The organism is Peribacillus sp. RS7 (assembly GCF_041956845.1).
In the GTDB taxonomy this organism is placed as follows: domain Bacteria; phylum Bacillota; class Bacilli; order Bacillales; family DSM-1321; genus Peribacillus.
This window is the reverse complement of the sequence record NZ_CP168135.1, coordinates 4,688,655-4,714,423: the sequence shown is the minus strand read 5'-3', so window position 1 is coordinate 4,714,423 and position 25,769 is coordinate 4,688,655. Positions and strand designations below refer to the sequence as shown.

The window sequence follows — 25,769 nt, the reverse complement described above, 5'->3', positions numbered from 1 at the left end:
GAAGATATAAATAGTCATAGAAAAGGATAGATTCTCTGCTATCCTTTTCTATTTTTAAATAAATATACATTCGTAAGGAAAATTTTTTTAACTTGCTTCGTATTCCTCAATCAACTTTATACAAGGTTATTCTGCTCACACCTAATTCATTGGCAAACTTGGTTTTGTTGATTTCACGTGTCATATATTTCTCATACAATCCCTTGAATTTTTATCTATTTTAATAGCCTTTCTACCCTTGTATTTACCTTTTGCCTTAGCTATAGCAATTCCTTCACGCTGTCTTTCAAGCATATTCATTCTTTCAACCTAGCAAGTCGTGAAAAGTCATTAATGATAATAGTATCCCTTAGTAATTAAAAAAATAATCTAATTCAATGCTTCTTTATTTTCTTGTAAGCAATTCTCTAAAGACCAATACAAGTTATTGATATTTTGTTCCATTGCTATAAAATTAATTTGTTTTTCATCTTTTTCTTGATATAGCGTTATGGTAGAGTAGGGGTTTTTCACATCATTGGTAATAATCTCCAACCGTATGCTTGTTATTTGATTATATTGAGTTTGTGTTTCTTTTGCAGATGCACCACCTACAATTGCACCAGCTGTTCCAAACAATGCCCCACCAACTAACGCTCTTCCAATAGCATTTTCTTTTGTCATCTCACCAACTATTTTGTTATTTATTTTTAAAGAAATCTTTTTAACGTTATTTAAATCTACAATTTTTTTTGTATTAGCACTTTTATAATATGCACTATAATCAATATAAATAAATTTCTTCAGTTTTGGCTTTATAACATAATATTTGTTTCCATATAAGCGTTTCATATCATTTCTTGAAACATTATATTGACTTAAACTCTTAGAAATCCATTTTTGAAATTCTTCTTCCACCGTGTTAGGGTTACTAATTTCCTTTTTTCTACTAGAGCCCTTTGTTGAAAATTTGACCATTATTATACCAATTCCAGTAAATACTATACCCAGAATAAAAAAAATAATAAGTCCAAGTGCAACACCCCCAAAAAGCAATAAAACTCCAATAACAATAAATAATATCCCCATTTCCATGCAACCGCTCCCCTTCATATTTATAAAAATCCTACCTATTGTCTAATTCAAAAATACCATAATTTTCAAACAATAAATATATTTTTTTGAAAACTAAAATAACTCACACCTTAAACACTGAAATGGAGGAATGAATCCCAACGAACACATTTGAATGGATTTGTAAACGTAAGAAAAGTAAAATCTATCGATGAGAAATAGGTTAGATTGCAGGGATTGCAGTGCTACTACCCTTATTGAATAACCTTTCCCTTGCACTGGTGATAAGGCACCGGCACCCAAGAAACACACCCATTTTATAGTGAGCGTGTTTCTTGGGTGAAAAAAAACTTTGTCTCTTAACATTATTTTGATAAAAATTCCTCACCGGAGAATATTTGTTATGTTGCTTATTTATATGTTCTATCTCCATATGCGAATGGTCAACAATCTCACTTTTTATGGTAAAATATAGCTAAGGAAACTTTCACAGACAAGGGTAACTTCCAAGGAGGTTTTTCTTACTGTGACAGGTAGTATCAATAAAAATAAACAAACAGGAAAATGGGATTTCATATTTAACAGCGGTATTGACCCCATGACTGGTAAACGTAAACAAATTAGAAGAAGAGGCTTTGAATCAAAACGCCATGCTCTAGATGAAATGACAAAGCTAAGATCAGAAGTTTTAGAAGACGAGTTCCTAGACCTGAAAAAGATGACTTACGAACGCTATATGGAGGAGTGGTTTCAAGAAAGGGAGAATACACTACAAAAAACTACTTTTGAAATACATTCTATCTATTATCGAAATGTCATAAAACCAAAACTGGGTCAGTTAAAGGTACAGCAGATTGCTCCAATACAAATTCAAAAGTTTATCAATGAATTAGTAAACTGCACTAGCTATTCAGCACATACCATCCATCTAATTTTCCGAATTGTTAGTGCTTCATTAAAAAAAGCAAAAGTTTTGAAACTTATAAAGCATAACCCTGCTGATGGAATCACTCTTCCAAAGATTAAGAAAAGAGAAATGAGTATTTGGTCGCTTAAACAAGTCAATCACTTCATCAGCGATGCTAGTAATATTAATAGATTGACTCGCTGTTACATTGGATTTCTAATTTCTATCTTTACAGGAATGAGACAAGGAGAGATTTTAGGACTGCGTTGGAAAGATATCGATTTTGAGACACAAACAATATTTGTTCGGCAAACATTAACACAAAATGCTGAAATAAAATCTGGTGCAAAGAATAAAGCGAGCGTCCGTTCCATTCACATCCCTAGTAAGTTAGTGAACGAATTAAGGACCTACAGGAAACAGGTCTTACAGGAAAAGCTGACTCATGGGCAAAATTACCATGACAACGATTTAATTGTTTGCACAAGGGATGGTAAACCCATGATACCGAGAAACTTCCGTAAAGAGTTCTTTAATCTAGTAGAGAAGGTCGGGTTACCTAAGATTCGATTTCATGACCTTAGACATACACATGCTACTATCTTGATTCAACAAAATGTAAATGTAAAGCTTATTTCAGAACGATTAGGTCATGCAGATATTGAAACAACGCTCAATACTTATAGTCATGTCCTGCCCGATATGCAGAAATCTGTCTCGGATAAATTGGACAAAATTATAGGAATGTGACCGAATTAGTGACCACTACACATTTACAGTGCCTTAAATGTAGTCATATCAATGTTTCAGCTACCTCCTATCCCTACATGCCCGAAGAAGGAATGGTCGAAGAAGGCGAACTGAAAATCCACCAGGCCTCACATGCCCGCTACTTCGAGGACTTTTTGAAATTCGTCGAATATGGCGAATCGATGCCTGAAATCATGAAAAACCAGGTCATCCATATGGTCCATGAGCATGTATCCGCTCAATTCGAAGAAAACAGTGATGAACTGCACAAATTCGAACAGGACCTGGAAATCTGGGAAACAAGCGATAAGCGGGAAATCCAGGAACGTCTTGAAACCCACCAGGTCGTCGAAGCCACTGCCCAGATTGTCGAGCATACACCTGAAGCTGAACTGCGAATGAAGCTAGGCAGTACATCTGTTAAAGGATTGCTTGCTGATTTTGGCGACAGCATCCATTTAGGGAAGATTAACGGCAAGTATGTATTAATGATTGAATCCGATACAATAGAGTTCGATAAAGGCGTTTCGCCGATTGAATTTCACAGGCCGGATGATTTGATGGAGATTGTGGAGAAGATTAGTAGGAAGGTTTGAGGGATTTTATACGTGTATTTTGAGCATTGTGTGACCACTAATATAACAGAAAACAGCGATACAAAGGTTTTCTCGGCAATATTAGTGACCGAAAGTGTGCCGCTAAATTGACAAAAATGGCTCTTATTCCTGTTTAAAGGTTTCCTAAAGGATTACTAACATAAAGAGAGAATGCATTATGAAATAGCATTCTCTTTTTATATTTATACTTCAATTCAATGGATAGAAGAAGGAAAGCGTAAAACTATAAGAGTTAATGTATATGAGCGCAATCCTATTGCTCGCAAGCATTGCATGGAACATTATTGGCCGAGGTTAGTAAACTATGCGCGATATTTGCGTAAATTGTTCCTTTGTACACTGAATAAGGATTTTGTGCTCCTCGCCTTCTTCGTCGATTAAATAAATGTAAGCGTTTGAAGTTTCTTTTTTCATTGCTCGGAATGCTACATCAGTAATTACACCGACTGAACCCACAAGAGCAGTACTTAAAATCGTGCTGCTTTTAGGTTTACCGACGTTTCGACTTTCACCATGTTCCCACTCAATCCGTGAAAGTTTGAAGTGTTTTTGTCCAAATGCAGTTGTAACCTTGACCTCGCCTGGCTGCCTCCTCTTCATTATAGTCATTCTGTTAACGCTTTCTTTACCTTCGACATTATCAGTTAATACGTGACCGCCTGCCAATACGCTGATTTGAATCCGCGGTTTAATGACCTGTTTCCAAAATCCCATAAAAGCACCGTCCCTTTTCCTTTTGTCTTATAATTATATGTACGCATCCGCCTACGAATGGGTTCATTCCTCGTAGGCTTCGCATTTATTTCGTTAACCGTTAAATGTCTTCGTGTTTCTTCGGAAAGAATGATCCCGTAATCTGACCGAAGTTCATAACTAGCGCGCCGATAATAAGATTCCGCGTCTGCTCGTCGCCGTAAAACACAAATAAGGCCGCCGACAAAACGATCAGCAGTCCGAAGGAAAAGAGGTATTGGAATTTAATCCGCTTGATAATAGTCATCATTAGAACATCACCGCCCAAGTCTTCCGCCAACGATACCGTCAGCCGAAAGCTTCTTGCGTTTCTGATACGCCTTGACCGCTGCCGACGTCCCTTTTCCGTAAATACCGTCAGGCTTAATGCCGACCGTACGCTGGATCCGCTCAACGTCCTTACCTTTCGAGCCGATTTCGATAACCTTCCCCGGATACTTGACGATAGAGGCTGTTGGTTTCGTCGCAGGTTTAGCCACGGGTTTCTGCTACGTTTTTTTCACCTAACCACATGTTCATTTTTTCATTGATCCATGATGAAGCATCCATAGCAGCCATAATCACACCCAAACTTTGTGGGTCAAATAAAATCTTCTTTAATTGCTGGATATCTTCTAGAATAAAATCAAATAAATCTGATCCTGATTTCGTTTGGATGTTTTGTTTTAACTCTTCTATCGATGTTTGACTACTCTTAATCAAATCAGAAACGATTGTCGGATCGTTTTCGATTTGTGCTTAAAAACCCGCAGACGACATACCTTTATTGCTTTTACTGGGACTCAGTTCTTTTTTATCATTTGGTAACGATTTAATAAAATCTCCTCGCTCTACTATGGTCATGAGTGCGTCCTTTATGAGCGGATCGGATTGTCCCAAGGTATCTATTATCGTTTTTCTGCTGACAGGCGAAGCCTGATTATGCGTGACATCAACACATCAACAAATAACCTTCCACCAGCTTTAAACCGGGTTCCAAAAGAGGTTAACTGGAATAAAGACATTCCCAATGGTTTCATGGGGGCGGTCATCATTTGTTGATGACCGACAGATACATAAACGTGATTTTCTTGATCATTCGCTTCAGGGATCGGGTATAAAGTAGTGATTGGTCGACTCTGAACAATATAAAATGTATCATCAACCATACACCATTCGATATCTTGTGGGTAACCAAAATAAGCTTCGATCTGTCTTCATGTGCGTACTAGTTGTAAAATTTGTTGTTCAGTAAGTGTTTGAGTCTTTTGCTGATCAGGGTCGATCATTTGTATCTCTGTTCCGCCTTCTTTTAGTCCATAGATAGCCAATTTTTTGGTTGCTATCATCTTATCGACGATTTCCTCTTCCTGTACTTTATAACAATCGGCAGATACCAAGCCAGAGACTAGTGCTTCTCCAAGTCCAAAACTGGCATCGATTGATAGCAGCTTTCGGTTAGAAGTAATCGGATCAGCGGTAATTACAATCCCTGAAGCTTGTGGAAACCCCTTCATTGATTGTCTTTAAAAATTCTTGTTCCCACTTCCAATTTTAATTTTTATTAATAAGCTCTATATATTGTAAATCTCCATAGCCTACTGTTGGGAACAGAGCAAATAACCTATTAATTAATTCTGATGTTGCTAAATCTTTATTTTTGGAAATATACTTTACTACTGCATTATCTTCTTTTAGCATATCCAAATATATGTCTATTGCCTGATACATGACCGGAAGTAGTTCATTTGATGGTTTATTATGATTGACCAATACTTCCTCGTATACAGAATAATAATGACCTAATTTAAGTTCAGCTTGATTAACTTTAAATTCATCCTCTCTGAAGCAATTTAAGAACACTTTGCCTTCATATCCGGACTGTTCAAGATAGGAAAGTATGGTAAGTAGGTTCATTTGACAAAACATGTCTTCACCAAACCATAAAACGATACATTTATACTCTTTATTAAAAAGATTGTCTAATGGAACAATGACCTTTTTGATATAATTCTCTACCGACTCATGATGTCCAGAAGCTCGTGTGTTTATAAATTCTTTATCAAAAACTTGTTTAGTAGTCGCGTTTACACACATCGCTTCATTAAATGGAGCGTAATCAGAATCTCCCATTAGTCTGTTATCTTTAAACTCCTCATACATAACTTGACCATTCAATATGTTGAGTACACCTTTGTCAAACAATTCACTCTTCTCGTTTTGTAACTGTTCAACCTCAATTTTTCTAGAAACGTTCATTCTACACCATTCCCCGCCTTTATTAATAGTGAGCTTAACAAGGGACTGTACAGGCAACTTGTTAAGTTGATATTCTCTAGGATTGATACCAAAAACAGTTTTAAAGGCTCTGCTATATGCTTCTTGCGTAGAATAATCGTAATCAAAGGCTACGTCAATTATCTTCCTGTTATTTGCTAAATCTTCCGTGGATAAATACAATCTTCTAAGAAGAATATAGCGCCTAATACTTATACCTGTTACTTGGTGAAATTTAAACGAACAATAATAAGGGGACTATCCCATATAATTAGATAGTTCATCTAGTGAAAATTGATTTTTTAAATTGTCTTCAATCCAATCAATCATAAGCTGTATCTGTTCATTCTTTTATCTCACTCCTTTAAAAAATTATATGAGGTATCAATTTCTTTTAGTTTGATATTTCTTGTGATATATAAAATTAAACCTACACAAAAATCCCCAAATATTGTTTAAAATTATCTAACTTTATATTAAAGCTACAATAAAAACACTATTAAAGTATAGTTTCGGCTTTTCATTTACATAATCTACCTTACAAATTAGAAAACGATCATGTGATTGGCTTAAGGTTATTAATTATCAATATACCGATGCAGTAATAACCGGATAAAGCCAGCCGGTGGAGTTTGTTACTCCTGCAGCCAGGAAACAATTCTATAGCCAGTATCAGGATTTAATTGTTGGTGAAATTCATTTATATTGATCCGAAGATTAGGTACAAGGTAAGGTTCAGAAATTATACAACGGCGGGGCTATTGCGTATTCCGTCCATATTGTTGGATTAAAAATGAAATTTTTCAGAAAAGTAGGTGATTTTATAAAAAAACAATCCGCTCGTAAAAGTGTACTTTTACGAACGGTAAATCTGTTCTTTTGATATCTGATTTGAAGCAGCGGGAACTTTTCGTGTCTTATAATTTACCATATCTGAAGAGTAAACCCTGATACTTACCATTCCTCCTTGCGTTGTAGCTCGGATTAGGATAGGTTGATTGTACTTGTTTTTAAAACTAAAATCAGGACCATACCAACTTACTGTAGCATCGCGGCCAGATGGAACATACGGAACGCTCCTAGTATGGGAATAGCGTTGAATAGTTTGCAACCCTGCATTGTCGATAGCATTAAACAGGGTGGATGACACCTGACATATCCCTCCACCAATTCCTTCAGAAAACTCTCCTTTAACGATAACTCGAGCGAGCATATATCCTTTATTTACTGATCTCTTGCCAACGGATTGATTAAAAGAAAACACCTCTCCTGGAAACACGACATAATTATTAATGGCTTCTGTAGCAAGCAAGATATTATTTGTACGATTTTTGTTGTTCACATTAAAATAAGTTCTATATTCACCTATCTTTTTTTCACGAATCTCCGCAAGTAATTCGCTATCTACTTTTGGATGAATAGCAAGCAAAGGTACTTCTAGTTTATAGGCTCTACTACTGTACAAAAAGGAATAAAATTGCTCTTTAAATGCTTGATGGTATAGCTTGTAACCTACCCGCCCAGGAAGAATATTACCTTGTTTGTCTATTGTGGCATTTACAGGTTTTTGGTAAACTTGTCGGTCTATTTTTTCGACAAATTGATTGTATTTATCCACGTCCATGATAGGAACATCTAGTAAGGGCATAGTAATATCAGCATGGTTGACACTAGCAATCGTTTGTCCTTGGTGGGTTACAGCTATGCTTTCAGAAATATTCACTGGTTGAACGAATAGTAAAAGTCCGGCAATCCATGATAATCGCATAGAATTCACCCCCATACTGGATTGGAATTTATTTTTACAAATCTTATTTTAAGTCTTCATAGATCGCATCTTGATCAATGAACCAACGATCAGTCAAACTCTCCCTTCGGATCATAAAATGCATAACCTTTATTTCTTTACCTTCTCTCTTCTTATAAAAAGCTACTTGAACGGGTACATCCACGAGAAATAGCCCATTTAGTAGTTCAGGAGGTTGTCTTAAAGGGTCAACTACTCCAAAATATGTAATATCTTTAACAAGTTTATTGACTCGATTAGGATGACTCGGATTTGATAAGGTCATTGCTAATAATTTCTGATTTCCTTGATTAATGGCAATGGTAAAAATACGTATAAGTTCATAGGGACTTACCGTTTGAATATAATCATCAAGCTTACCAGCCGCTTTCAATACCATTAATTTATGAGAAAGGTCTTCGTTTTTCAAACGATGCGTAATGCTTCCAGAGAAATGAACACAGAAATGACCTGAAAAACCATTTTGAAGTGCACCAGCACCATGTGGCATTCCGTGCATTGATGCAGCAATCATTTGATTATTGATTAATACAATAATGGCTCTTCTATTCCAACTCCATTTATTATTATAAATTTTCTTCATGATTTGAGTATCTTCTTTGGTTAGTGGCTGTACGTCGGCATGATGGCTACCTGCTCTTCGTTGTACCTTAAATGATAAACCAGTTTCAATATCAATAATGGTGAAATTTGTTTTATTAGGAATAATGTTGTTTACAATCTCCCAAGGTAACATCTCAATTTTAAAGCTAATGGGTACTTCTTCATCTTCCCATTCAATTGCATAGACTGAGTGATCGACCATTAAGACAATTATAAAAATAGCGATAAATACCTGATAAATTTTTTTGTTTTTCATTTGTTTTCTCCTACACTTTTTCTTATTATTTCAGGACATGATCAGTTGAACACCTTCAAATACTTGGGAATTTTTCAAATTAAACTCCTCCCTGTTAATTTATGTTCTAAAACACTGGGTTTGGGGGAATCAGCTATAAAGGCATAAAATGGCTCAATCAAAAAGTTCATTTTGAAAGTGGAATGCATTGATATTTCTCGTGGTAAATTTAACCTCTATCTCTCTTTGTTAAACTGTTTCTATAAGCTAGTACATCTTAATTTAAGTGTTTAACCTCACATTTGAAAAAAAGAAACCGACTACATCTGTTCTAACCAGGGAGCAAAAAGTTAAATGGTCAAATTTCATTACTCTTAATCATAAGGAACAAAGAGAACATTTATAGGGGGTGGTCTTTATGAGAACAAGTTATAGAAGATGGACAGAATATCCTTACCAAGTGGAGAGTATCCCGCTTAGGGGTTTCCTGAAATTCGTCGAATATGGTGATCAATTCCAGAAATCATAAAAACCATTCACATTTGCCATGAACAATTCGAAGAGAACAGTGATGAACTGAATAATTCAAAATGGACTTGGTATCTTAGAAACAAGCAAAAGATACTTCTTATACTCAGTATGTCTTTCTGACTTATGTCATCACAATTAGGGCAAAAAAAAAGCCTGAGCATTGTGCCCAGACTCCTATCCAGAAATTACTTTTGGTATGTTGGTTTTTTAATTACTAACAAAACCCAAAAAACCATGATTATTGGAATGAAAAATAAATTTAAATTAGTTCTTTCATCAACGATAATTGAAAAAACATCGTTAATAATTAAACTAACTAGGCTTAATAAAATGCATAAAACCAAAGAATGTATCGTTAATTTCAGCATTTTCACTCTCGAAAAGTCAGGTATGTCAAACATTGTGTTTCCTCCTTAGTTTCGGATATTTTGCCAGTATCCTAGTGCTTTACATGCCTTATTAACTTTAGGTTTCTTTTTACCCCACTTGTGGCAAGCAGAATAAGCACCTAATTTATACAAGTCTTGAACTATTAAAGTAGCAGCAGTAATCCCAACAACAGCTCCAAATACAAGTTTTAAAGTTTTTCAAATCCTGAAGGCGGTGCAGCATGTCTACCAATAGGTGAGCTGTTAGTTTTATTTCCTTCTCTAATAATTCTGTTGCGCTTTCAATTTCATTTAAATCATCTGAAGAAATTTCAATAAGTGCCTGTTGGAGATTATTAATTTCTATAGTTTAATCTGGACCCAATTAAAATGGCTTTTTTATTCAACCGTTCTGCAATAGCCTTATTTATATGGTCACCTCTATTAGTAGTTCGTCGCATAGATGTCTATCTATAACCATACCCTTTTAAATTCCTTATAGTTATAATTAAAAGGGTTATGCTAGCTTTTAAGCTTTTATCTCTACCTGCGACAATAGATGGAAATACTCGATGTATAAAGATTACTATTCCTTTATGCTTTACAGGTTTCCTCTAATTAATCACCGTTTTTATTATTCATTTCGAATAAGCTTAAATGTTCCAATGCCCTTTGTAATAACATTTCCTTTCCTGTCCTTTATTTCTCCCTCAGCAAAAGCAAGCTTATATCCTTGCTGAAGGATTGTTGCTTCAGCATATAATTCTCCTGCTGACATACTCGCTAGATAATGTATGGTTAGATTTGTTGTCACACATCTAGTCTTTGTAACGGATCGAAGAACCATTCCAAGGATAAAATCAAGCATCGTAGCATAAACACCTCCATGTAAAGTTCCATTTGTATTAAGCAAATATTCTTCAATTTGTAACTTTACCTTGACATTCCCTTCTTCAAAGTAAATAATTTGAAATCCGATATGCGAAAGAAATGGATTGCTTTCAAAATCTTTCTGAATATCTTCCAATGTTATTGTCAAGGTCTTGTCCATCCTCTCTTGTTTCATGATTATTTGTCTTTAAGTGATTAAAATTCAGCTTAACTTCTATTATTTCAACCACTTTTTATGTATCAATGTTAAGTTAATATTTAGTTATATCTCTTATTTCCCTTGAAAATGCGGCTTCCTTTTTTCCAAAAATGCAGTTGTTCCCTCTTTTTTATCTTCTGATGAAAAGAGAACGGCCTGAGCTAATTTTTCTATCATCAATCCTGTTTTCAGGTCGACATCAGAGCCTAAATTCACAGCAATTTTAGCCAATTTAACGGCCAATGGCCCTTTTGCAAGGATTTGAGAGGCAACTTCTTCTACCTTTGCCGGAAGGTCTTCGGGACTTGTCACTTCAGATATGAGTCCAATACGAAACGCTTCATTTGCATCAATAATTTTCCCCATTAAAATCATTTCCAGCGCTTTTCCTTTTCCGACGATTCTCGCTAACCGCTGTGTCCCTCCAGCACCTGGAATAATTGACAAGTTTAGTTCTGGAAGACCGATTTTTGCATTGGTAGAAGCAATCCGAATGTCACATGACATGGCTAATTCACATCCTCCTCCAAGCGCAAACCCGTTTATCATCGCAATTGTAGGCTTCTCATAAGCTTCTATTAAATTATATACATGCTGCATACCGCCAGGTTTTAGCGCATCACCCATGGTCTTTTCCCTTAATTGACTAATGTCAGCTCCTGCTGCGAACGATTCAACTCCCTTTCCAGTAAACACCACACATTCTACAGATTCATCTTGTCTTAATTCTTCTAAAGCCTCTGTTATCTCGTCTAAAGTCTCTTTATTTAAGGCATTCCTCTGCTTCTGACGATTAATCATAACAAAAACAATTTGTCCTTTTTTATAAACTTCTATATTTGTGCATGTTCCCATTTATAACACTCCTTCTTAATTTTTCTTAAGGAATCAAGATTTCTCGCTTAATAGGAATATAACTTTAAAAATAGGTGGGGTTTCAATATTTTAGTACCATAAAATACAAGACTCGTATGCTACCGAATTTTTTGTTATATTGTTTCAAACATAATGGCCATGCCCTGGCCGCCTCCTACACAGAGGGTCGCAATTCCATACCGTTCTTGTCTTCGAATCATTTCATGTATTAAGGTTGTTACGATGCGGGCACCAGTCATACCTACTGGATGACCAAGAGCAATTGCTCCTCCGTTCACATTGACCTTGTTTGAATCAAGACGGAGTTCTCTAATAACCGCTAATGTTTGAGAAGCAAATGCTTCATTTAGTTCAATAAGCCCGATATCTTCCTGTTTTTTTTCCGTACGCTTTAACAATTTTTCAACGGCTGGTACCGGTCCGATTCCCATTATTTCAGGAGAAACTCCTGCCGTGGACCAGTCTACAATCTTGGCGAGCGGCTTCATGCCTAAGCGTGAAGCCTCACCTGCTTTCATTAACACCAATGCTGAAGCTCCATCATTCCGGCCACAGGCATTACCAGCTGTGACAGTCCCATTTTCTTTAAACGCTGGCTTTAGGTTCGAAAGCTTTTCCTTTGTTGTTTCAGGACGAGGATGCTCATCCGTTGTAATAGTAAGCGCTTTCTTCCCGACCACGACCCCGACAGGTATGATTTCATCTTTAAACGTTCCTGCTTCTATTGCTTTTGCAGTTCTTCGTTGACTTTCTATCGAAAAAGCGTCCTGATCTTCCCTAGAAATATTGTAGCGTTCCGCTACATTCTCAGCTGTGATTCCCATACCTAAATGTTTTCCGTATATTTCTTGCGGCTGCTGTCCGACTTCTATATTAGAGTCTATTAAGATAACTCGGTCACCACCGAAACGTGTATTTCTTAAATAGATTGGACCTCGGCTCATATTTTCCGTACCACCTGCAACGACGATATTAGCTTGATTAGAGGTGAGTTGTTGTACGGCCGAAGCAATAGCTTGCATCCCCGATGCACATAATCGGTTGACTGTGAAGGCAGGTGCAGTATCCGGAATCCCTGCCCTTAATGCAGCAACCCTCGCCACATTGGATGATTCAGTCGATTGTCTGACTTCGCCTAAAATGACCTCATCCACTTGTTCGGGAATTATTCTAGCCCTTTTAACAGCTTCTTGAATTACAATACTCGCCAAATGACCCGAACTGATGTCTTTAAAATAACCGCCGTAACTTCCAATTGGCGTTCGAACTGCACTAACAATAACAATATCTTCTCCCATCTCATTTACTCCTCTCTATATTTAGCTGTATTCTTTTTTCAGCTAATTTGAAACAATTTATTCTAGACTTCAGATATACTTTCAAATAACTCTCTTAATTCCCGCATCCTAAATAATTGGAAATATCTCTAATCCCATAAAAAAGTTTATTGGCGGATTTAATCCTTTAAGTCAGTTATATATATAAAAATTTTTGCAACCTCCAAAAGCTTAGGAATGGATTTTTTTGTACAGAAACCATATTTCGGCAGCTGCATATGGATAGGAAATTCCTCTTCTTATCCGCTAAGGATGAAGGCCACCTGATGAAGAATTATGCTTTGGTTAATCATATGTGTAAAATCCTATTCCTGTTTTTCGGCCAAGTTCTCCTTTACGAACTTTTTCTTGTACAATTTTAGCCGGCATATCTGCTTCATTGCCACTTTCCTGGTAGCGTTGCATGCGAACGAAATTGTTGACATCAATGCCAGTCAAATCCATAAGTGCAAAAGGCCCGATCGGATGGTTTAACGCTTTCGTACAAACAAGGTCAATTTCTTCATGGTCGGCATACCCATTTTCTAGTAAATACACCGCTTCGTCCGTTAACTTTCCTAAAATTCGGTTTGCAATAAAGCCGGAAATTTCTTTTTTAAGCAAGACAGGAATTTTTCGAATGCGCTTTATAAGCTCTATAGCTATTTGAGCCGTCTCCTCCGAAGTATGCGGGCCAAGCACCACTTCTACGAGCTCCATGACAAGTGGCGGATTAAAAAAGTGAACATTGCAAACCTTATCAGGGCGATTCGTTGCGTCTGCAATTTTCGAACTTACAATTGTCGAACTATTCGTTGCCAGAACAGCATGTTCCGGCGTCACCTTATCTAGCTTTGTAAATAATTCACGTTTGGCATCAAGTTTCTCCACAATTGCTTCGATTACAAAATCTACATCCTTCATCTCCTCAAACTTAGAAGAAAAAGTCATTTTGCTAAATGCATCACTTACTTCTTCCTCTATTAATCTTCCTTTTTTTACTCTTCTATCCATATGGCCTTGGAGTGACTTCTTGGCCTGTATTAGATTCTCATCGCTAATATCATATAAAACAACCGAATATCCCCTCAATGCGCATATCATGGCGATTTGCGATCCCATCGTTCCTGAGCCGATTACCGCTATTTTAGAGATATCTTCAATTCGCATTCTCGCTAGCTCCCTTCTCTTGTTCCTCTTTAACTAGTAATCTTTTAAGTAACTTCCCGACTGTGTTCCGAGGTAATGAGTCTCGTATTTCAAACTCCTTTGGGACTTTATAACGGGTTAGCTTAAGGTAGCATTGACCTCTTAATTCCTCTAAATCGATCTGACATCCATCTTTTGGAACAACATACGCTTTTACAGTTTCTCCGTTCACTAGGTTTGGAATGCCAACTACTGCTGCCTCTTTTACATCTGGATGCTCATATAGGACACCCTCGACTTCCTGAGGATATATATTAAAGCCCCCCACAATGATCATTTCTTTTTTTCGTCCGACAATGTAAAAATAACCATCTTCGTCCATCATGGCTAAATCGCCGGTATAAAGCCATCCATTTTGTAAAGAGCTATATGTTTCTTGCTCATTGTTCCAATAACCTTTCATTACTTGTGGCCCTTTTATTAATAATTCCCCAATGCACTTCGAGGGCAGTTCTTGATTGTTATCATCGACGATTATACAATCTGTACCAGGAACCGGTATCCCGATACTTCCGACCTTTCTCATTCCTATAGGTGGATTTCGGTGCGTTAACGGTGAGGCTTCAGATAGACCGAACGCTTCTAAAATTTCAGCTCCTGTTAATTGCTCAAAACGTTTAATTACTTGGACAGGAAGCGGTGATGATCCGCACGAACATAATTTAAAGCAATCCAACCCGAACCTCTCGACATTTGGATGGTTGACAAAAGCATTGTACATTTTTGGAACACCTGGGAGGAAAGTAGGACGATATTCTTTAATATTCTCCAATACTTCTTCTACTTGGAACTTCTTGAATAATAGCAACGTTGCCCCGATGTACACCCCTAAATTCATTATAGAATTCATCCCATAAACGTGGTATAGAGGAACAGCAGTTAAGATCACTTCCTGTCCAGGTACCATTTTGTCCTTAAGTAAGCTATAACCTTGCATCAAATTGGCGATTAAATTGTAATGAGTCAACATCGCACCTTTCATTTTCCCGGTAGTTCCACCTGTATACTGAATAACTGCAACATCATTTGTAGTTGAAATAGATGCTTGCTTTTCCAAATGATGCGAATATTTTTTTAGCTCATCAAAATCTATAAACTTGCTATTTCGATCATCATTTCTCATTTGGGAAACGAAAATATTTTCGAATGTGTATAAATTGCATATTTGACGTACCGCTTTTAATGCGTCCGGGTCCACCACAAGATAAGAAACTTGACAGTCTTTTAAAATGTACAAAAGTTCCCGTGGTGTATACATTGGATTAATTTGTACGACTATTAATCCAAGTGCTTGTGCAGCATAATATGAAATAATATAGTCAGGATGATTGGCAACCATCAATCCAATTCTCTCACCTTTTTGGATACCTAATTCTTTCCACGCAGCAGCTACGCGGTCAACTTTATCTTTTAACTCACTGTAAGTTGTATTTGTATGTTCATAAATGATTGCAACCCGCTCACCATATAGTTTGACTGTTTCTTTCAAAATGGAATACAAAGAAGTTTCAGGCACTTTCAGTTCTTTAGGTTCCTTATAAAACTTATACCAAGGCCTATTTATTAAATGATTCATAAAGTTCTTCCTCTCTCTCATCCTTATTTTCACGATACGATTCCTCCGGCTACTATTAAAATATGGCTTATTACCAATTCGTTAATATTTTTCATGTTGGATTTAGTTTTAATATGTTTCAGGGTGTTTTCGGCTAAAATTAATTAACATTTTCAGGTAGTTCATTTTGCTGGACATCAATATTCCCTTTGACCGAAGAAGGTCTAACAAAAATCGCAAATAGTATAGCAAATACAAAGACGAGAATTGCCATGAACCAAATAGATAAGTTATAGCCTACAATTTTGTCTCCTCCAGCTAAACTGATGATGTACCCTGTTAAAAGTGGTGCTATAATGCCTGCGATATTGCCCGATGATGTTAAAATGCTGGTCATCAAACCGCCGCGTTCAGGAAGCTCATTTATCATTATCGTGGGTCCGATCGGAATAATTGCATATGTCAGCCCTTTTGCAAAACACATTGCCATGACAACCCAAAATGGATTTTGAAAAAACGTATTGGATGCCATAAATAATGCACCCATGATCATTGCTCCAGCTACGACAAATACTCGAGAAACTCTCCAATTTTGATTATTTTTGAATAAATGATCGGATAGCACTGACACACCCATATAAATAACGATAGATGCTACACCTATGATGGCTACACTATACCCCATTTGGCAGATGACATGTTCACCGCCTCGACCAAATAAATTGGTAGCCAAACCGAAAACCAAACGACAAGAAGATAGGTTGAACAATATGCTAGTGTTGTAAATAATGCAGAAGGCGATGCGAGGAGCACGACAAAATCTTTCAAGTTTAATTTCTTTAGTTTTTCTTTCTTTTTCTTGTGTTCTTCTTCATATACTTCATTTGGATTTTCCTTAGTGAATTGGAACAGGAAGAACCATACAAGGCTTGCCGCCCCAAGGCAGGCGAAAGCTATCTTCCATCCCATAGTGGCAATTAAGAATACAAGGAGCGGCGCCACAATCATTGCACCGACAGTTCCTCCGGACACCACGATGGAAGTGGCGAATGCCCTCTGTTTCGGCGGAAACCACTTATTCACATGACTATAAGAAACAGGACTAAACGGCCCCTCAAATGCCCCTAATAAAATTCTATATAGGATCAAAAGAGGTAAAGCTGTAATGGCCAAAACACCAAATTGCAAAACAGTCCACATTATCATTAAAAATCCAAGCACTTTTTTAGCTCCGGCTCGATCAGCCCATGCTGCTCCAATAACTCCAGTCACTGGATAAAGCCAATAATAACTGCTTCCTACCAGCCCCCAATCCGCATAGGAGAGATCAAACTCTTTCATGATAGGTACAGCGGCAAGTCCAACGATTGATTTATCGGCAAAATTGATAATCATTCCGAGAAATAACAGAAGAAGTACAGTCCAGCGCATAAGCGTTCCCCATTTCTTTTTATTTTCTCTCATTTTAATTTCCATCTAAAATGCATCCTGAAATAAAGTCACACCGTTTAACTCAACTTGCGAGGTAAGATCATATTTCTCCCTCTACTAAAGGGCCTATTCTATAACATAGAAGTCATCAAGTGTCTCCTCTTTGTTTGATTCCGAACTCACCGCTTTCATTCCCACTCTAGCATCCGTGATTTTCTAGACGTCTTTTCCGATTTACCGGTTTCCCATAATATTTTGTCTGTACATTCCCTTAAAGAAATTGCCCCACTTTAGCATGCCCTTTCAGCAAGCTTCTGGAAATGATCATACGCTGAATTTCATCTGTTCCATCATAGATTCTCCACAGTCTGGCTTCGCGGTACCAACGTTCGATCGGCAGTTCCCTCGTATAACCCATTCCTCCATGAATTTGCATAACACGGTCCACTACCCGGTTCCCGATGTTTGCTCCATACAATTTAGCCATGGAAGCTAAGTAGCGATTATCTTCCCCTTGATCAAGGGTAAAAGCAGCATTCAACACAAGCCATTTCGCAGATTCTATTTCAACCGCTGAATCGGCGATTTGCCACTGAATGGCTTGTCTATCCGCGAGTGGTCGGCCAAATGTTTCCCGCTCCTTTGCATACTCAATCGCCATTTGCAACAATCGCTCTCCCATTCCGACTGCGCGGGCGCCCACGAGCCACCTCTGAAAGCCAATCCACTCCAGGCCAAGATTATAGCCCCCGTTAATCTCGCCTAAAATGTTTTCTTCTGGAACACGAACATTGTCAAATACTAAGGCGGCCGGACCCCATTCCCCCATCGTATGAATATACTCTGATTTCCATCCCATTTCCCTATCAACGATAAAGCAAGTGACACCATCTCTGCCGTTAGCTTCGTGCTTTTCCTTATCGGTAATCGCAATGACCAACGCGAAGTCGGCGTCATTGCCTCCGGTAATAAATGTTTTTTCACCGTCTAACACCCATTCATTTCCCTCTTTAACAGCAATCATTTTAATGTTTCTTGTATCCGAACCGGCATTAGGTTCCGTTATAGCAAAACATGATTTTTTCTCACCATTAATCGTTGGAATTAAATATTTGTTCTTTTGTTCTTCATTCCCGTAATACAGAATATTATCGGCATAACCACCAAACTTAAAGGGCACAAATGTTTTGGCTACCTCCATCGTTACTATGGCCATCATCACTTGCCCAATATCCGCTCCGCCATACTCTTCCGGTGTATTGATTCCCCAAAATCCGAATTCCCTTGCCTTTAACTGTAGCTCCATCAATTTTTTTGGAGAAATGCCCGGCCTTCCTTCCCTCTCATTTTTTAATACATCATTTTCAAGAGGGATTAGCTCATTCTCCACGAATTTCCGAATGGTTTGTTGAACCATTTTTTGTTCATCTGTTAAGCGTAAATACATAAAAACCCACTCCATTTCTAATGCACGGTTATTAAGATTGATTGCCCATCATTTTATCTAGGTTGATGTCATCTTATCGTTGACTGAAACGGACATAGAAAGCGCTATCTTTTTTTAAAGTAGTATTATTTTCTTAATTCCGAATGGAATCTTTAGTTTTTTTCCGGATATACAGTGTATAAATACCTACACCTAAGACATAGGTAGTACTTATACTAGCTAGGCCTTATCCGGTTGATTTGTGTTATATATTAACACCGCTTACAAATAGATCCATTTCCATCTAAATTTGTACCACGTTTTATGCCTCCATACAACAGCTTTATCAGGAATATGTGTAAACTTTCACTCATGTATGTATCAATACCACATATGGCCTTTCATAGTGAAATCCCAATAAAGAAGTAAATCATTAAGGTAAGCCATCACTAAAAGAATTGCAGCAGATTAACTTTAACAGAACGGCGCCAGAATTTATCTGCCAGGATCCCAACACTAAAATAAGTACATTGCAAGAAGGGAAACAATTATATTAGACCTAAAAACAAGCACATATTGGTCGACTCTAGCAGTCGAACCCAGAATTTTCAAATGACCTTCTCCTTCATGAACGTTTCAATTTCTTGTTTATCGTACCCTAATTCTAACAATATTTCTTCGGTATGCTCACCATGTAAAGGGGGATGCCTCTCGATTGTGACAGGTGTATCCGAAAGTTTTATAGGTGATCCCAAAAGTTTAACAATTCCAACTGTGGGATGTTCAACTTCCTGAATCATTTGCCTTTCAAGTACCTGTTCATTTGTAAAGACTTTTTCTAAAGTATTGATAGGACCACAAGGAATATTGTTTTCTTGGAAGATAGTAAGCCATTCATCTGCTGTTTTTGTTAATATCGCTTCTTGTACTTTAGGAATTAACTCTTCCCTATATATGATTCTTGTATTAGCTGTTGCAAAACGTTCATCCTGTGGTAATTCCCCTACATTTATTAATGAACAAAGACGATGGAATTGCATGTCGTTGCCTACTGCAATTATTATCTCTTTATCTTTTGTTTTGAAATTCTGATAGGGAACGAGGGTCGGATGCTGATTACCATATCGCTTAGGTAGATTTCCTGTGTTTAAAAAACCTGTTCCTATATTTAGCAAAGAAGCAACCATTGAGTCCATAAGAGAGATGTCACAATGCTGACCACGACCGGTATGATTCCTTGCCTCCAGAGCAGCCAATATGCTAATGATTGCATATAGACCTGTATATAAATCGGCCATTGCGATCCCTGCTTTTACAGGTTCACCATCGGATGTGCCATTCACACTCATAAAACCACTCATTGCCTGAGCAAGAAAGTCATATCCAGGCAATTGTTTATACGGCCCTGTATGCCCAAACCCTGTAATGGAACAGTGAATTATTTTAGGGTTTAACGCTTTCAAGTCTTCATAACCCAGTCCTAACCGCTCCATCGTTCCTGTCTTAAAATTTTCTACTATAACATCAGATTCCTGGATGAGTTTTTTTATGATTTGAATTCCTTCTTTTGTCTTTAAATTCACCGTTATAGCACGTTTATTTCGATTAACTGCCATATAATACAAACTAATATCTTCAATGTCAGGAGGAAACCATGTTCGTGTTTCATCCAAGAAATCCGGCCCTTCCACTTTAATGATATCTGCACCTAAATCTCCTAAAATGCTTGTGCAAACAGGACCAGCCACGACTCGACTTAAATCAAGAACTTTTATCCGGCTTAATGCTCCATTCATTGTTCTCACCTCTATCCTTTAACGTTATCCTACAACTTTTCGTACATATTGATTGTTTAAAGTTTCACGGTCTGTTTCATGTTTTCCAACAAACCTTCTACCGCCCCCTTTGATACTTGGTCAAAGTCAACAATAGCATCAAACCATTGCAATAATGATGAATCAATGTAATTAAGTTCATCCAAGCCACTTGAAAGCAAATAACGATAGATATACTGCAAAGCCATGTATAATTTTCGATAGTTTTCTTGGGCTGTAATTTGTATTTCTGCTTCATTTAGTAAAAGACTTGCAGTGAATATATGATACATCCGGTTCATTAATTGTTTAGCAGGCAATTCCCTTTCTGGTCCATTCAGACTCATTATCCTGTTTGATTGCAATTCGACTTTTTTGGATATTTGCAGAAGAAGCTTCCCAATCTGTTTAGTCAAAGAATTCGTAATGCCATCCAATCGATTGTATAGGTCGTTAAAAAAGATTTCTCCTGCTTCGTCTTTCACTAACGCTCTAACAACGTCCAATGCAACAATATTCGTAGTACCTTCCCAAATGGAACCCACGTGAGCATCCCGTACAAGTTTTGAATCTATCCAATCCTCGATATATCCATTTCCTCCTCTGGCTTCCATTCCTTCAGAGGTAGAATATCTTGCACGTTTACAAATGTATCCTTTTAACAATGGCGTCAAAATTCGTAATAGCCTTTCGTCTTTCCGGTTCCCTTGATCAGATTTATCATAAACGGATGCTGTGTAAAACGTGATGGACGCAGCTGCTTCGCAATCTAGCAATAGTTCAAAAAGCGTTTCTTTCATAAGGGGTTTTTCAGACAATGAGCTACCGAATGCGACACGACCGCGAGCTGAAACGAGTGCTTCTAAAAAGCCTCTCCGCATCATCGCGCTAGAACGTACGGCGTTCGATAACCGCGAAGAATTTACCATCGACATCATTTGTTTAAAACCCTTTGTAATATCTCCGACAACATACGCAACTGCTCCTTCAAAAGTCACCTCACCAGAAGCCATATCGCGGGTTCCAAACTTATCTTTAAGACGATTAACTTTGTAGTTATTAAGAGATCCATCTGGTAGTTTTCTTGGCATTAAAAACATTCCAAGACCTTTCGTACCATCGGGGGCCCCTTCAGGGCGAGCCAAAACTAATGCTACATCTGCTGAAACATTGGAACAAAACCATTTATCGCCCCAAATCTCCCAATGATCATCAACTTTCTTTGCTGTTACCGTATTAGCACCTACGTCAGACCCGCCTTGTTTTTCTGTCATAAATTGGGCACCTGTCCATAATGTATTTATATCTGTACTAGTCATACGGGACAAATAGGTTTCTTTTAATCCTTGATCACCAAATTTTCTTAAAACCCGTGCAGCGGAATCAGTCATGCTCATCGGGCAAGCTAAACCAAACTCGGATTGGACAAATAAATACCAAAATCCGTACTTTAGTACGTGCGGTAATTTTGTAGGAAACCCTAGCACCGGTTTATGCGACATAGCGACAAGAGCAAACTTTCCATATCCTAATGATTCCATTTCCTTATAGGAAGGATGATATGCAACTTCGTCTACTCGTTCCCCTTTTGCATCGTAATTTATTAACTCGGGAGTATTCTTATCCGCCAATCGGGATAATTCATCTAGCCGTGTTCCGACTATTTTCCCCAGCTCCTTTAAGTGAGGAAGGGCACGTTCATAATTTTCAGTGGAAAGATAATGTTTAAGTATAAAGGACAAGTTTTGATCTTCTTCAAAAAAGTTTAATCCTTTCGTGTCGGGCATCGCACCAGAATAGACTTTTCTAGAATTAGAATTCAATAATTTCACGCACATATTATTCCCCCTTGTTTAATGTTTCATTTTAATTATTAATAATGAATTATTCGTTATTCCTACTTTTAATCTTTTATACTGTTTACCGAGTCAGGAGCTGTACAAGTTATTCGTTTTTCAGGTTATTATTTCACTTCCTTTCAATATTTCACGAAATCATTATTCACAATACAGGAATCATAATTCCTATATTATGAATATAAAATTAATTTTCGGAAAAGTCAATTTATTAACCAAGTCCTCAACTTGCAAAAATATTGAAATTATCTTCTTCAAAACTTATATAAATATAATTTTAAAAAAAGAAAGGATGTCCAAAAAGTTCACTTTTCGTGAACTTTTTAACAACCCTTCCAAATTATAGTAATGAAAAGGAAACTATTCTAGCTACTAATTGGCCCATTATCTTACTATGATATAATATTTTTAATAATTAAATTAATTTGGAATTTTATTTGGAGGATTTATTTATGAACACTAAGATTTCGTCTACGGTGCAGCGTGCAATCAAAATTATCAATTATTTAAATGAAACAACCGGTCCACAAGGAATTAAAAATATTAGCGATAACCTAAATATTTCTCCCCCTATTACTCATCGTCTGCTTACTACTTTGAAAATGGACGGTTTGGTATTCCAAGATGCAGATTCTAAAAAATATTCACTTGGAACGATTTTTATCGATTATGCAAATAAAATAGTCACCGATGTGCCTTTTGTCTCTATAATTGATCCACAATTAATTAACTTAAGAGACGAAACACAGGAAACTGTAGGGTTTTATATGTTAACAAACAACATGATTAGGATGTGTGTAATTGAACATGTAAGTAATCAGGAAATAAGCAGAAGAGCAGGAGTTGGCAATAGGATTCCGCTACATCTTGGCTCAAGCGGACGGGTAATTTTGGCATTTCTTAGCGAAGGGTTACAGGCACAAGTATTAAACCTCCTTCCAGAGGAAGAAAGGGAAATACTTCAGCAACAACTAGAAACTATTGTAAATACCCGTTACTCAATAAACGAGGAAGAAATCACGAAGAATGTAGCTGCATTATCAGCACCTGTATTCGGCGCTAAAGGAAAAGTCATTGGTGCTATTTCCATTTCAGGCCCCGTCTTTCGATGGAATAAAGAATCGATGGAACAACATATCTCTTTATTGTTAAAAACTGCTGAAAACATTTCAAAATCATTGCAATAATGTAATATTTCCGGTGCGGAAAAACACTACAGAAACAAGCTTCATCAATACCTATCGAGGACATATATTATGCCGCAAGCTCAAACAATTAATAGCTGAATTCTTTGAAGATCTTAATCGGGTGATCCCATAACTAAAAAATCTCTTCAGAAAAAAACTGAAGAGATTTTATGTTTATTTTGACAAAGGTTTGAACTGAATAATATCACTATTCACCCTTCTAAAATAAACTCTTTAACTTGCCCCTGTTATTCTACTAACAATATTCCGTCGGCAATTGGACGTTCACCTGTTGCATCAGATGGTCTTGTGACTCGATCATCCCCAACTGTCATGGTCGTCGATCCGCCGCCATCAAGATTGATGGCATCTACGGCTCCTAATGACTTCATGATTTTCGCACTTTCTTCAAAATTTGCCCCCACACTCCATCCGGGTGCGCGTCCATCGATGGTGACAAATAATAGATTGCCATTTTCCTTGATTCCTGCAAGCGTTCTAGGATTACGACGTTCCCCAAAACGATAATAAAACCCAGGATCTTCTTCCCAGTGAAAACCTTCCTCTACGGCATTAATGGAAATTTTTCCGTTTTCCAATAATCGAGGACCTCCATTAATCATGCTGGTGGTTTGGTCTAATTCCATTAGCTTTCCATCACCAACGATTTCACTCTTCACCTGAATCTTCATCCCTTGTTGGGCATGCTCACGAAGCCACTCTGCTGTTTCCCCCGTTCCCGCAAGAACAGAACCGCTGCTTGGAATGTCTCCCCCACGATGGTTACGAATTTCCACCACTTTTCCGGCATGATTTACTACCACTTCCACACCGTTGCCCGATTCTGACTTTTCTCCAAATACGGAAGTATATTGGATAAGTTCACTTTCATCCTTACAAGTAAAATCATGTTTCGGCCGTTCTGTAGTGGTATCCCCTCCAACACCGCCACAATTGCGGATTAATCCTGGCTTCCGGTTTAATCCATCCACTTCTCTAACCGCACCATCAGATGAAGTGGCCTGAATCGACGTGGAAACGGAAGCAATGTCTGCCTTCTTTTCAACAGAAGATAAAATCAGAGCTGAACGGCCATTAATCGCTTCACTGACAAGCTGTCCATTGCTGGCAAATATACCGGCAAGATCGCCTGGTGTTCCATCCTTTTCTCCTACAACAAAGTAACCCGCATTAACTCCAGCAATGCCATCATTTCTGTCAGCCATTTGGGTCAATGTTTCTTTCCCTGTCACAGCATCATTTGCTAATTCAGGCACCAATTGCCCTTGAAATTGATCCTGATCCACTTCAAGGACGTTTACTACCCATGGTCCTGTCGTTTTCTCTCCGTCCTCACCCGTATACACATTCCGGAGACCCGTATATCCCTTTTCCGATAACCTTTTTCTCATTTCGGCTGCATCAGCTTCCAGCTGATATTGGCCGACGCGAACTATGTATCCAAGTGGATCCTTTTCGCGATCATCCATGGCCCGATTCTGTTCTCTAATGATACGAGCATTTTTGAAACCATCCTTCTTTAAATTTGCCAACAAGCTTTTTGCCTGTTCATGTGTTTCTACAAATGCCACATCCACTGTGAAAAAGTCTTTTGAAGATGTTTCACCACGATTGATTTTGGTATACGTAACTCCTGGTGCTGGATTCATTGAAGTTCTTTGCTCTTGTAAATTAGGTGCTCCCAGCGGAAGCACATGATTTTTCATTTGCACTTGTGATTGAACATTCGAATTTGCTTGAACTAGAGTTTCCGGAATGGTATTTACGACCATCACAGAAGCTAAACTAATAGAAGCGATAGGCAAAATAGCCTTATTCCATAAATTCTTCATTTTTTCCCTCCAATAAAGTTATGTCATCCTTTAACTTTATTGTTTAAATATTACGGAAATTCAAAAGAACTATTATATTTCAGTCAATTTTAAGTGAATAAAAATGAGTATAAATACTCGATAAATATTACAATTCACATTTGTGAGAGGACAGAATTTTGGATATTTTCTCTTTGTACATAGTAAATCAACCTTTACTTTTAACAAAGCCTTCACCTTGCTTTGCTACTTGATCAGTGGATATTATAAAATGAGATTAACAATTTGGAGGTGAAA

The 25,769-nt window shown here is 37.5% G+C and carries 19 protein-coding genes and 3 pseudogenes; 3 read left to right on the top strand and 19 right to left on the bottom strand.

Going from position 1 to position 25,769, the window contains the following annotated elements; genetic code table 11:
* Window positions 1-369: 369 nt before the first annotated feature.
* Complete coding sequence (locus tag ACDZ29_RS23495; protein ID WP_375088845.1) at window positions 370-1,074, bottom strand: DUF308 domain-containing protein; 705 nt, start codon at window positions 1,072-1,074, stop codon at window positions 370-372.
* Between the two features lie 505 nt (window positions 1,075-1,579).
* On the opposite strand from ACDZ29_RS23495, the gene ACDZ29_RS23490 reads away from it, so the two are divergent.
* Both ACDZ29_RS23490 and ACDZ29_RS23485 read left to right on the top strand, forming a co-directional pair.
* Window positions 1,580-2,710, top strand: a complete 1,131-nt coding sequence (locus tag ACDZ29_RS23490) for a tyrosine-type recombinase/integrase (protein WP_375088844.1) — start codon at window positions 1,580-1,582, stop codon at window positions 2,708-2,710.
* A 50-nt stretch (window positions 2,711-2,760) separates the two neighbouring features.
* Window positions 2,761-3,306, top strand: a pseudogene (locus ACDZ29_RS23485) (DUF3898 domain-containing protein); the annotation flags it as partial.
* A gap of 315 nt (window positions 3,307-3,621) precedes the next feature.
* Here ACDZ29_RS23485 and ACDZ29_RS23480 read toward each other — a convergent pair.
* From ACDZ29_RS23480 to ACDZ29_RS23400, 17 genes and pseudogenes are all read right to left on the bottom strand, one after another.
* A complete protein-coding gene (locus ACDZ29_RS23480) occupies window positions 3,622-4,041 on the bottom strand; it encodes a hypothetical protein (protein WP_375088843.1) in 420 nt (139 codons plus the stop codon).
* A 100-nt stretch (window positions 4,042-4,141) separates the two neighbouring features.
* Complete coding sequence (locus ACDZ29_RS23475; protein WP_375088842.1) at window positions 4,142-4,327, bottom strand: hypothetical protein; 186 nt, start codon at window positions 4,325-4,327, stop codon at window positions 4,142-4,144.
* Window positions 4,328-4,337: 10 nt separating this feature from the next.
* A complete protein-coding gene (locus tag ACDZ29_RS23470) occupies window positions 4,338-4,559 on the bottom strand; it encodes a peptidoglycan-binding protein (protein WP_375088841.1) in 222 nt (73 codons plus the stop codon).
* Window position 4,560: 1 nt separating this feature from the next.
* A pseudogene (locus tag ACDZ29_RS23465) lies at window positions 4,561-5,567 on the bottom strand (PEP/pyruvate-binding domain-containing protein); the annotation flags it as partial.
* Window positions 5,568-5,613: 46 nt separating this feature from the next.
* A pseudogene (locus tag ACDZ29_RS23460) lies at window positions 5,614-6,666 on the bottom strand (helix-turn-helix domain-containing protein).
* 526 nt (window positions 6,667-7,192) lie between these two features.
* The gene (locus ACDZ29_RS23455) at window positions 7,193-8,104 is read right to left on the bottom strand and encodes a VanW family protein (protein ID WP_375088840.1); all 912 of its coding nucleotides are present in this window, start codon (window positions 8,102-8,104) and stop codon (window positions 7,193-7,195) included.
* Between the two features lie 43 nt (window positions 8,105-8,147).
* Window positions 8,148-9,002: a hypothetical protein gene (locus tag ACDZ29_RS23450; RefSeq protein ID WP_375088839.1), complete on the bottom strand. Its 855-nt coding sequence runs from the start codon at window positions 9,000-9,002 to the stop codon at window positions 8,148-8,150.
* Between the two features lie 1,512 nt (window positions 9,003-10,514).
* Window positions 10,515-10,946 carry a PaaI family thioesterase gene (locus tag ACDZ29_RS23445; RefSeq protein ID WP_375088838.1) on the bottom strand — a complete coding sequence of 144 codons (432 nt, stop codon included), beginning with the start codon at window positions 10,944-10,946 and terminating at the stop codon, window positions 10,515-10,517.
* Between the two features lie 96 nt (window positions 10,947-11,042).
* Entirely contained in the window at window positions 11,043-11,825 is a 783-nt protein-coding gene (locus ACDZ29_RS23440) for an enoyl-CoA hydratase/isomerase family protein (RefSeq protein WP_375088837.1), read from the bottom strand.
* A gap of 134 nt (window positions 11,826-11,959) precedes the next feature.
* Complete coding sequence (locus tag ACDZ29_RS23435; protein WP_375088836.1) at window positions 11,960-13,144, bottom strand: thiolase family protein; 1,185 nt, start codon at window positions 13,142-13,144, stop codon at window positions 11,960-11,962.
* A gap of 324 nt (window positions 13,145-13,468) precedes the next feature.
* On the bottom strand, window positions 13,469-14,332 hold the full coding sequence (locus tag ACDZ29_RS23430) for a 3-hydroxyacyl-CoA dehydrogenase family protein (protein WP_375088835.1): 864 nt from the start codon (window positions 14,330-14,332) through the stop codon (window positions 13,469-13,471).
* Entirely contained in the window at window positions 14,322-15,947 is a 1,626-nt protein-coding gene (locus ACDZ29_RS23425) for a long-chain fatty acid--CoA ligase (protein WP_375088834.1), read from the bottom strand. The genes ACDZ29_RS23430 and ACDZ29_RS23425 overlap by 11 nt, the downstream gene beginning before the upstream one ends.
* 139 nt (window positions 15,948-16,086) lie before the next feature.
* On the bottom strand, window positions 16,087-16,611 hold the full coding sequence (locus ACDZ29_RS23420) for an MFS transporter (protein ID WP_375088833.1): 525 nt from the start codon (window positions 16,609-16,611) through the stop codon (window positions 16,087-16,089).
* On the bottom strand, window positions 16,596-17,402 hold the full coding sequence (locus ACDZ29_RS23415) for an MFS transporter (protein WP_375088832.1): 807 nt from the start codon (window positions 17,400-17,402) through the stop codon (window positions 16,596-16,598). Before ACDZ29_RS23415 ends, ACDZ29_RS23420 begins: the two co-directional genes overlap by 16 nt.
* A gap of 226 nt (window positions 17,403-17,628) precedes the next feature.
* Window positions 17,629-18,804, bottom strand: a complete 1,176-nt coding sequence (locus tag ACDZ29_RS23410) for an acyl-CoA dehydrogenase family protein (RefSeq protein WP_375088831.1) — start codon at window positions 18,802-18,804, stop codon at window positions 17,629-17,631.
* A gap of 587 nt (window positions 18,805-19,391) precedes the next feature.
* Window positions 19,392-20,579, bottom strand: a complete 1,188-nt coding sequence (locus tag ACDZ29_RS23405) for a CaiB/BaiF CoA transferase family protein (protein ID WP_375088830.1) — start codon at window positions 20,577-20,579, stop codon at window positions 19,392-19,394.
* 56 nt (window positions 20,580-20,635) lie between these two features.
* The gene (locus ACDZ29_RS23400; RefSeq protein ID WP_375088829.1) at window positions 20,636-22,435 is read right to left on the bottom strand and encodes an acyl-CoA dehydrogenase family protein; all 1,800 of its coding nucleotides are present in this window, start codon (window positions 22,433-22,435) and stop codon (window positions 20,636-20,638) included.
* A gap of 470 nt (window positions 22,436-22,905) precedes the next feature.
* Between ACDZ29_RS23400 and ACDZ29_RS23395 the strand changes: the two genes are divergently transcribed.
* Entirely contained in the window at window positions 22,906-23,640 is a 735-nt protein-coding gene (locus ACDZ29_RS23395) for an IclR family transcriptional regulator (RefSeq protein ID WP_375088828.1), read from the top strand.
* A gap of 248 nt (window positions 23,641-23,888) precedes the next feature.
* Here ACDZ29_RS23395 and ACDZ29_RS23390 read toward each other — a convergent pair whose 3' ends face one another.
* Window positions 23,889-25,493 carry a phosphodiester glycosidase family protein gene (locus tag ACDZ29_RS23390; RefSeq protein ID WP_375088827.1) on the bottom strand — a complete coding sequence of 535 codons (1,605 nt, stop codon included), beginning with the start codon at window positions 25,491-25,493 and terminating at the stop codon, window positions 23,889-23,891.
* Window positions 25,494-25,769 lie beyond the last annotated feature (276 nt).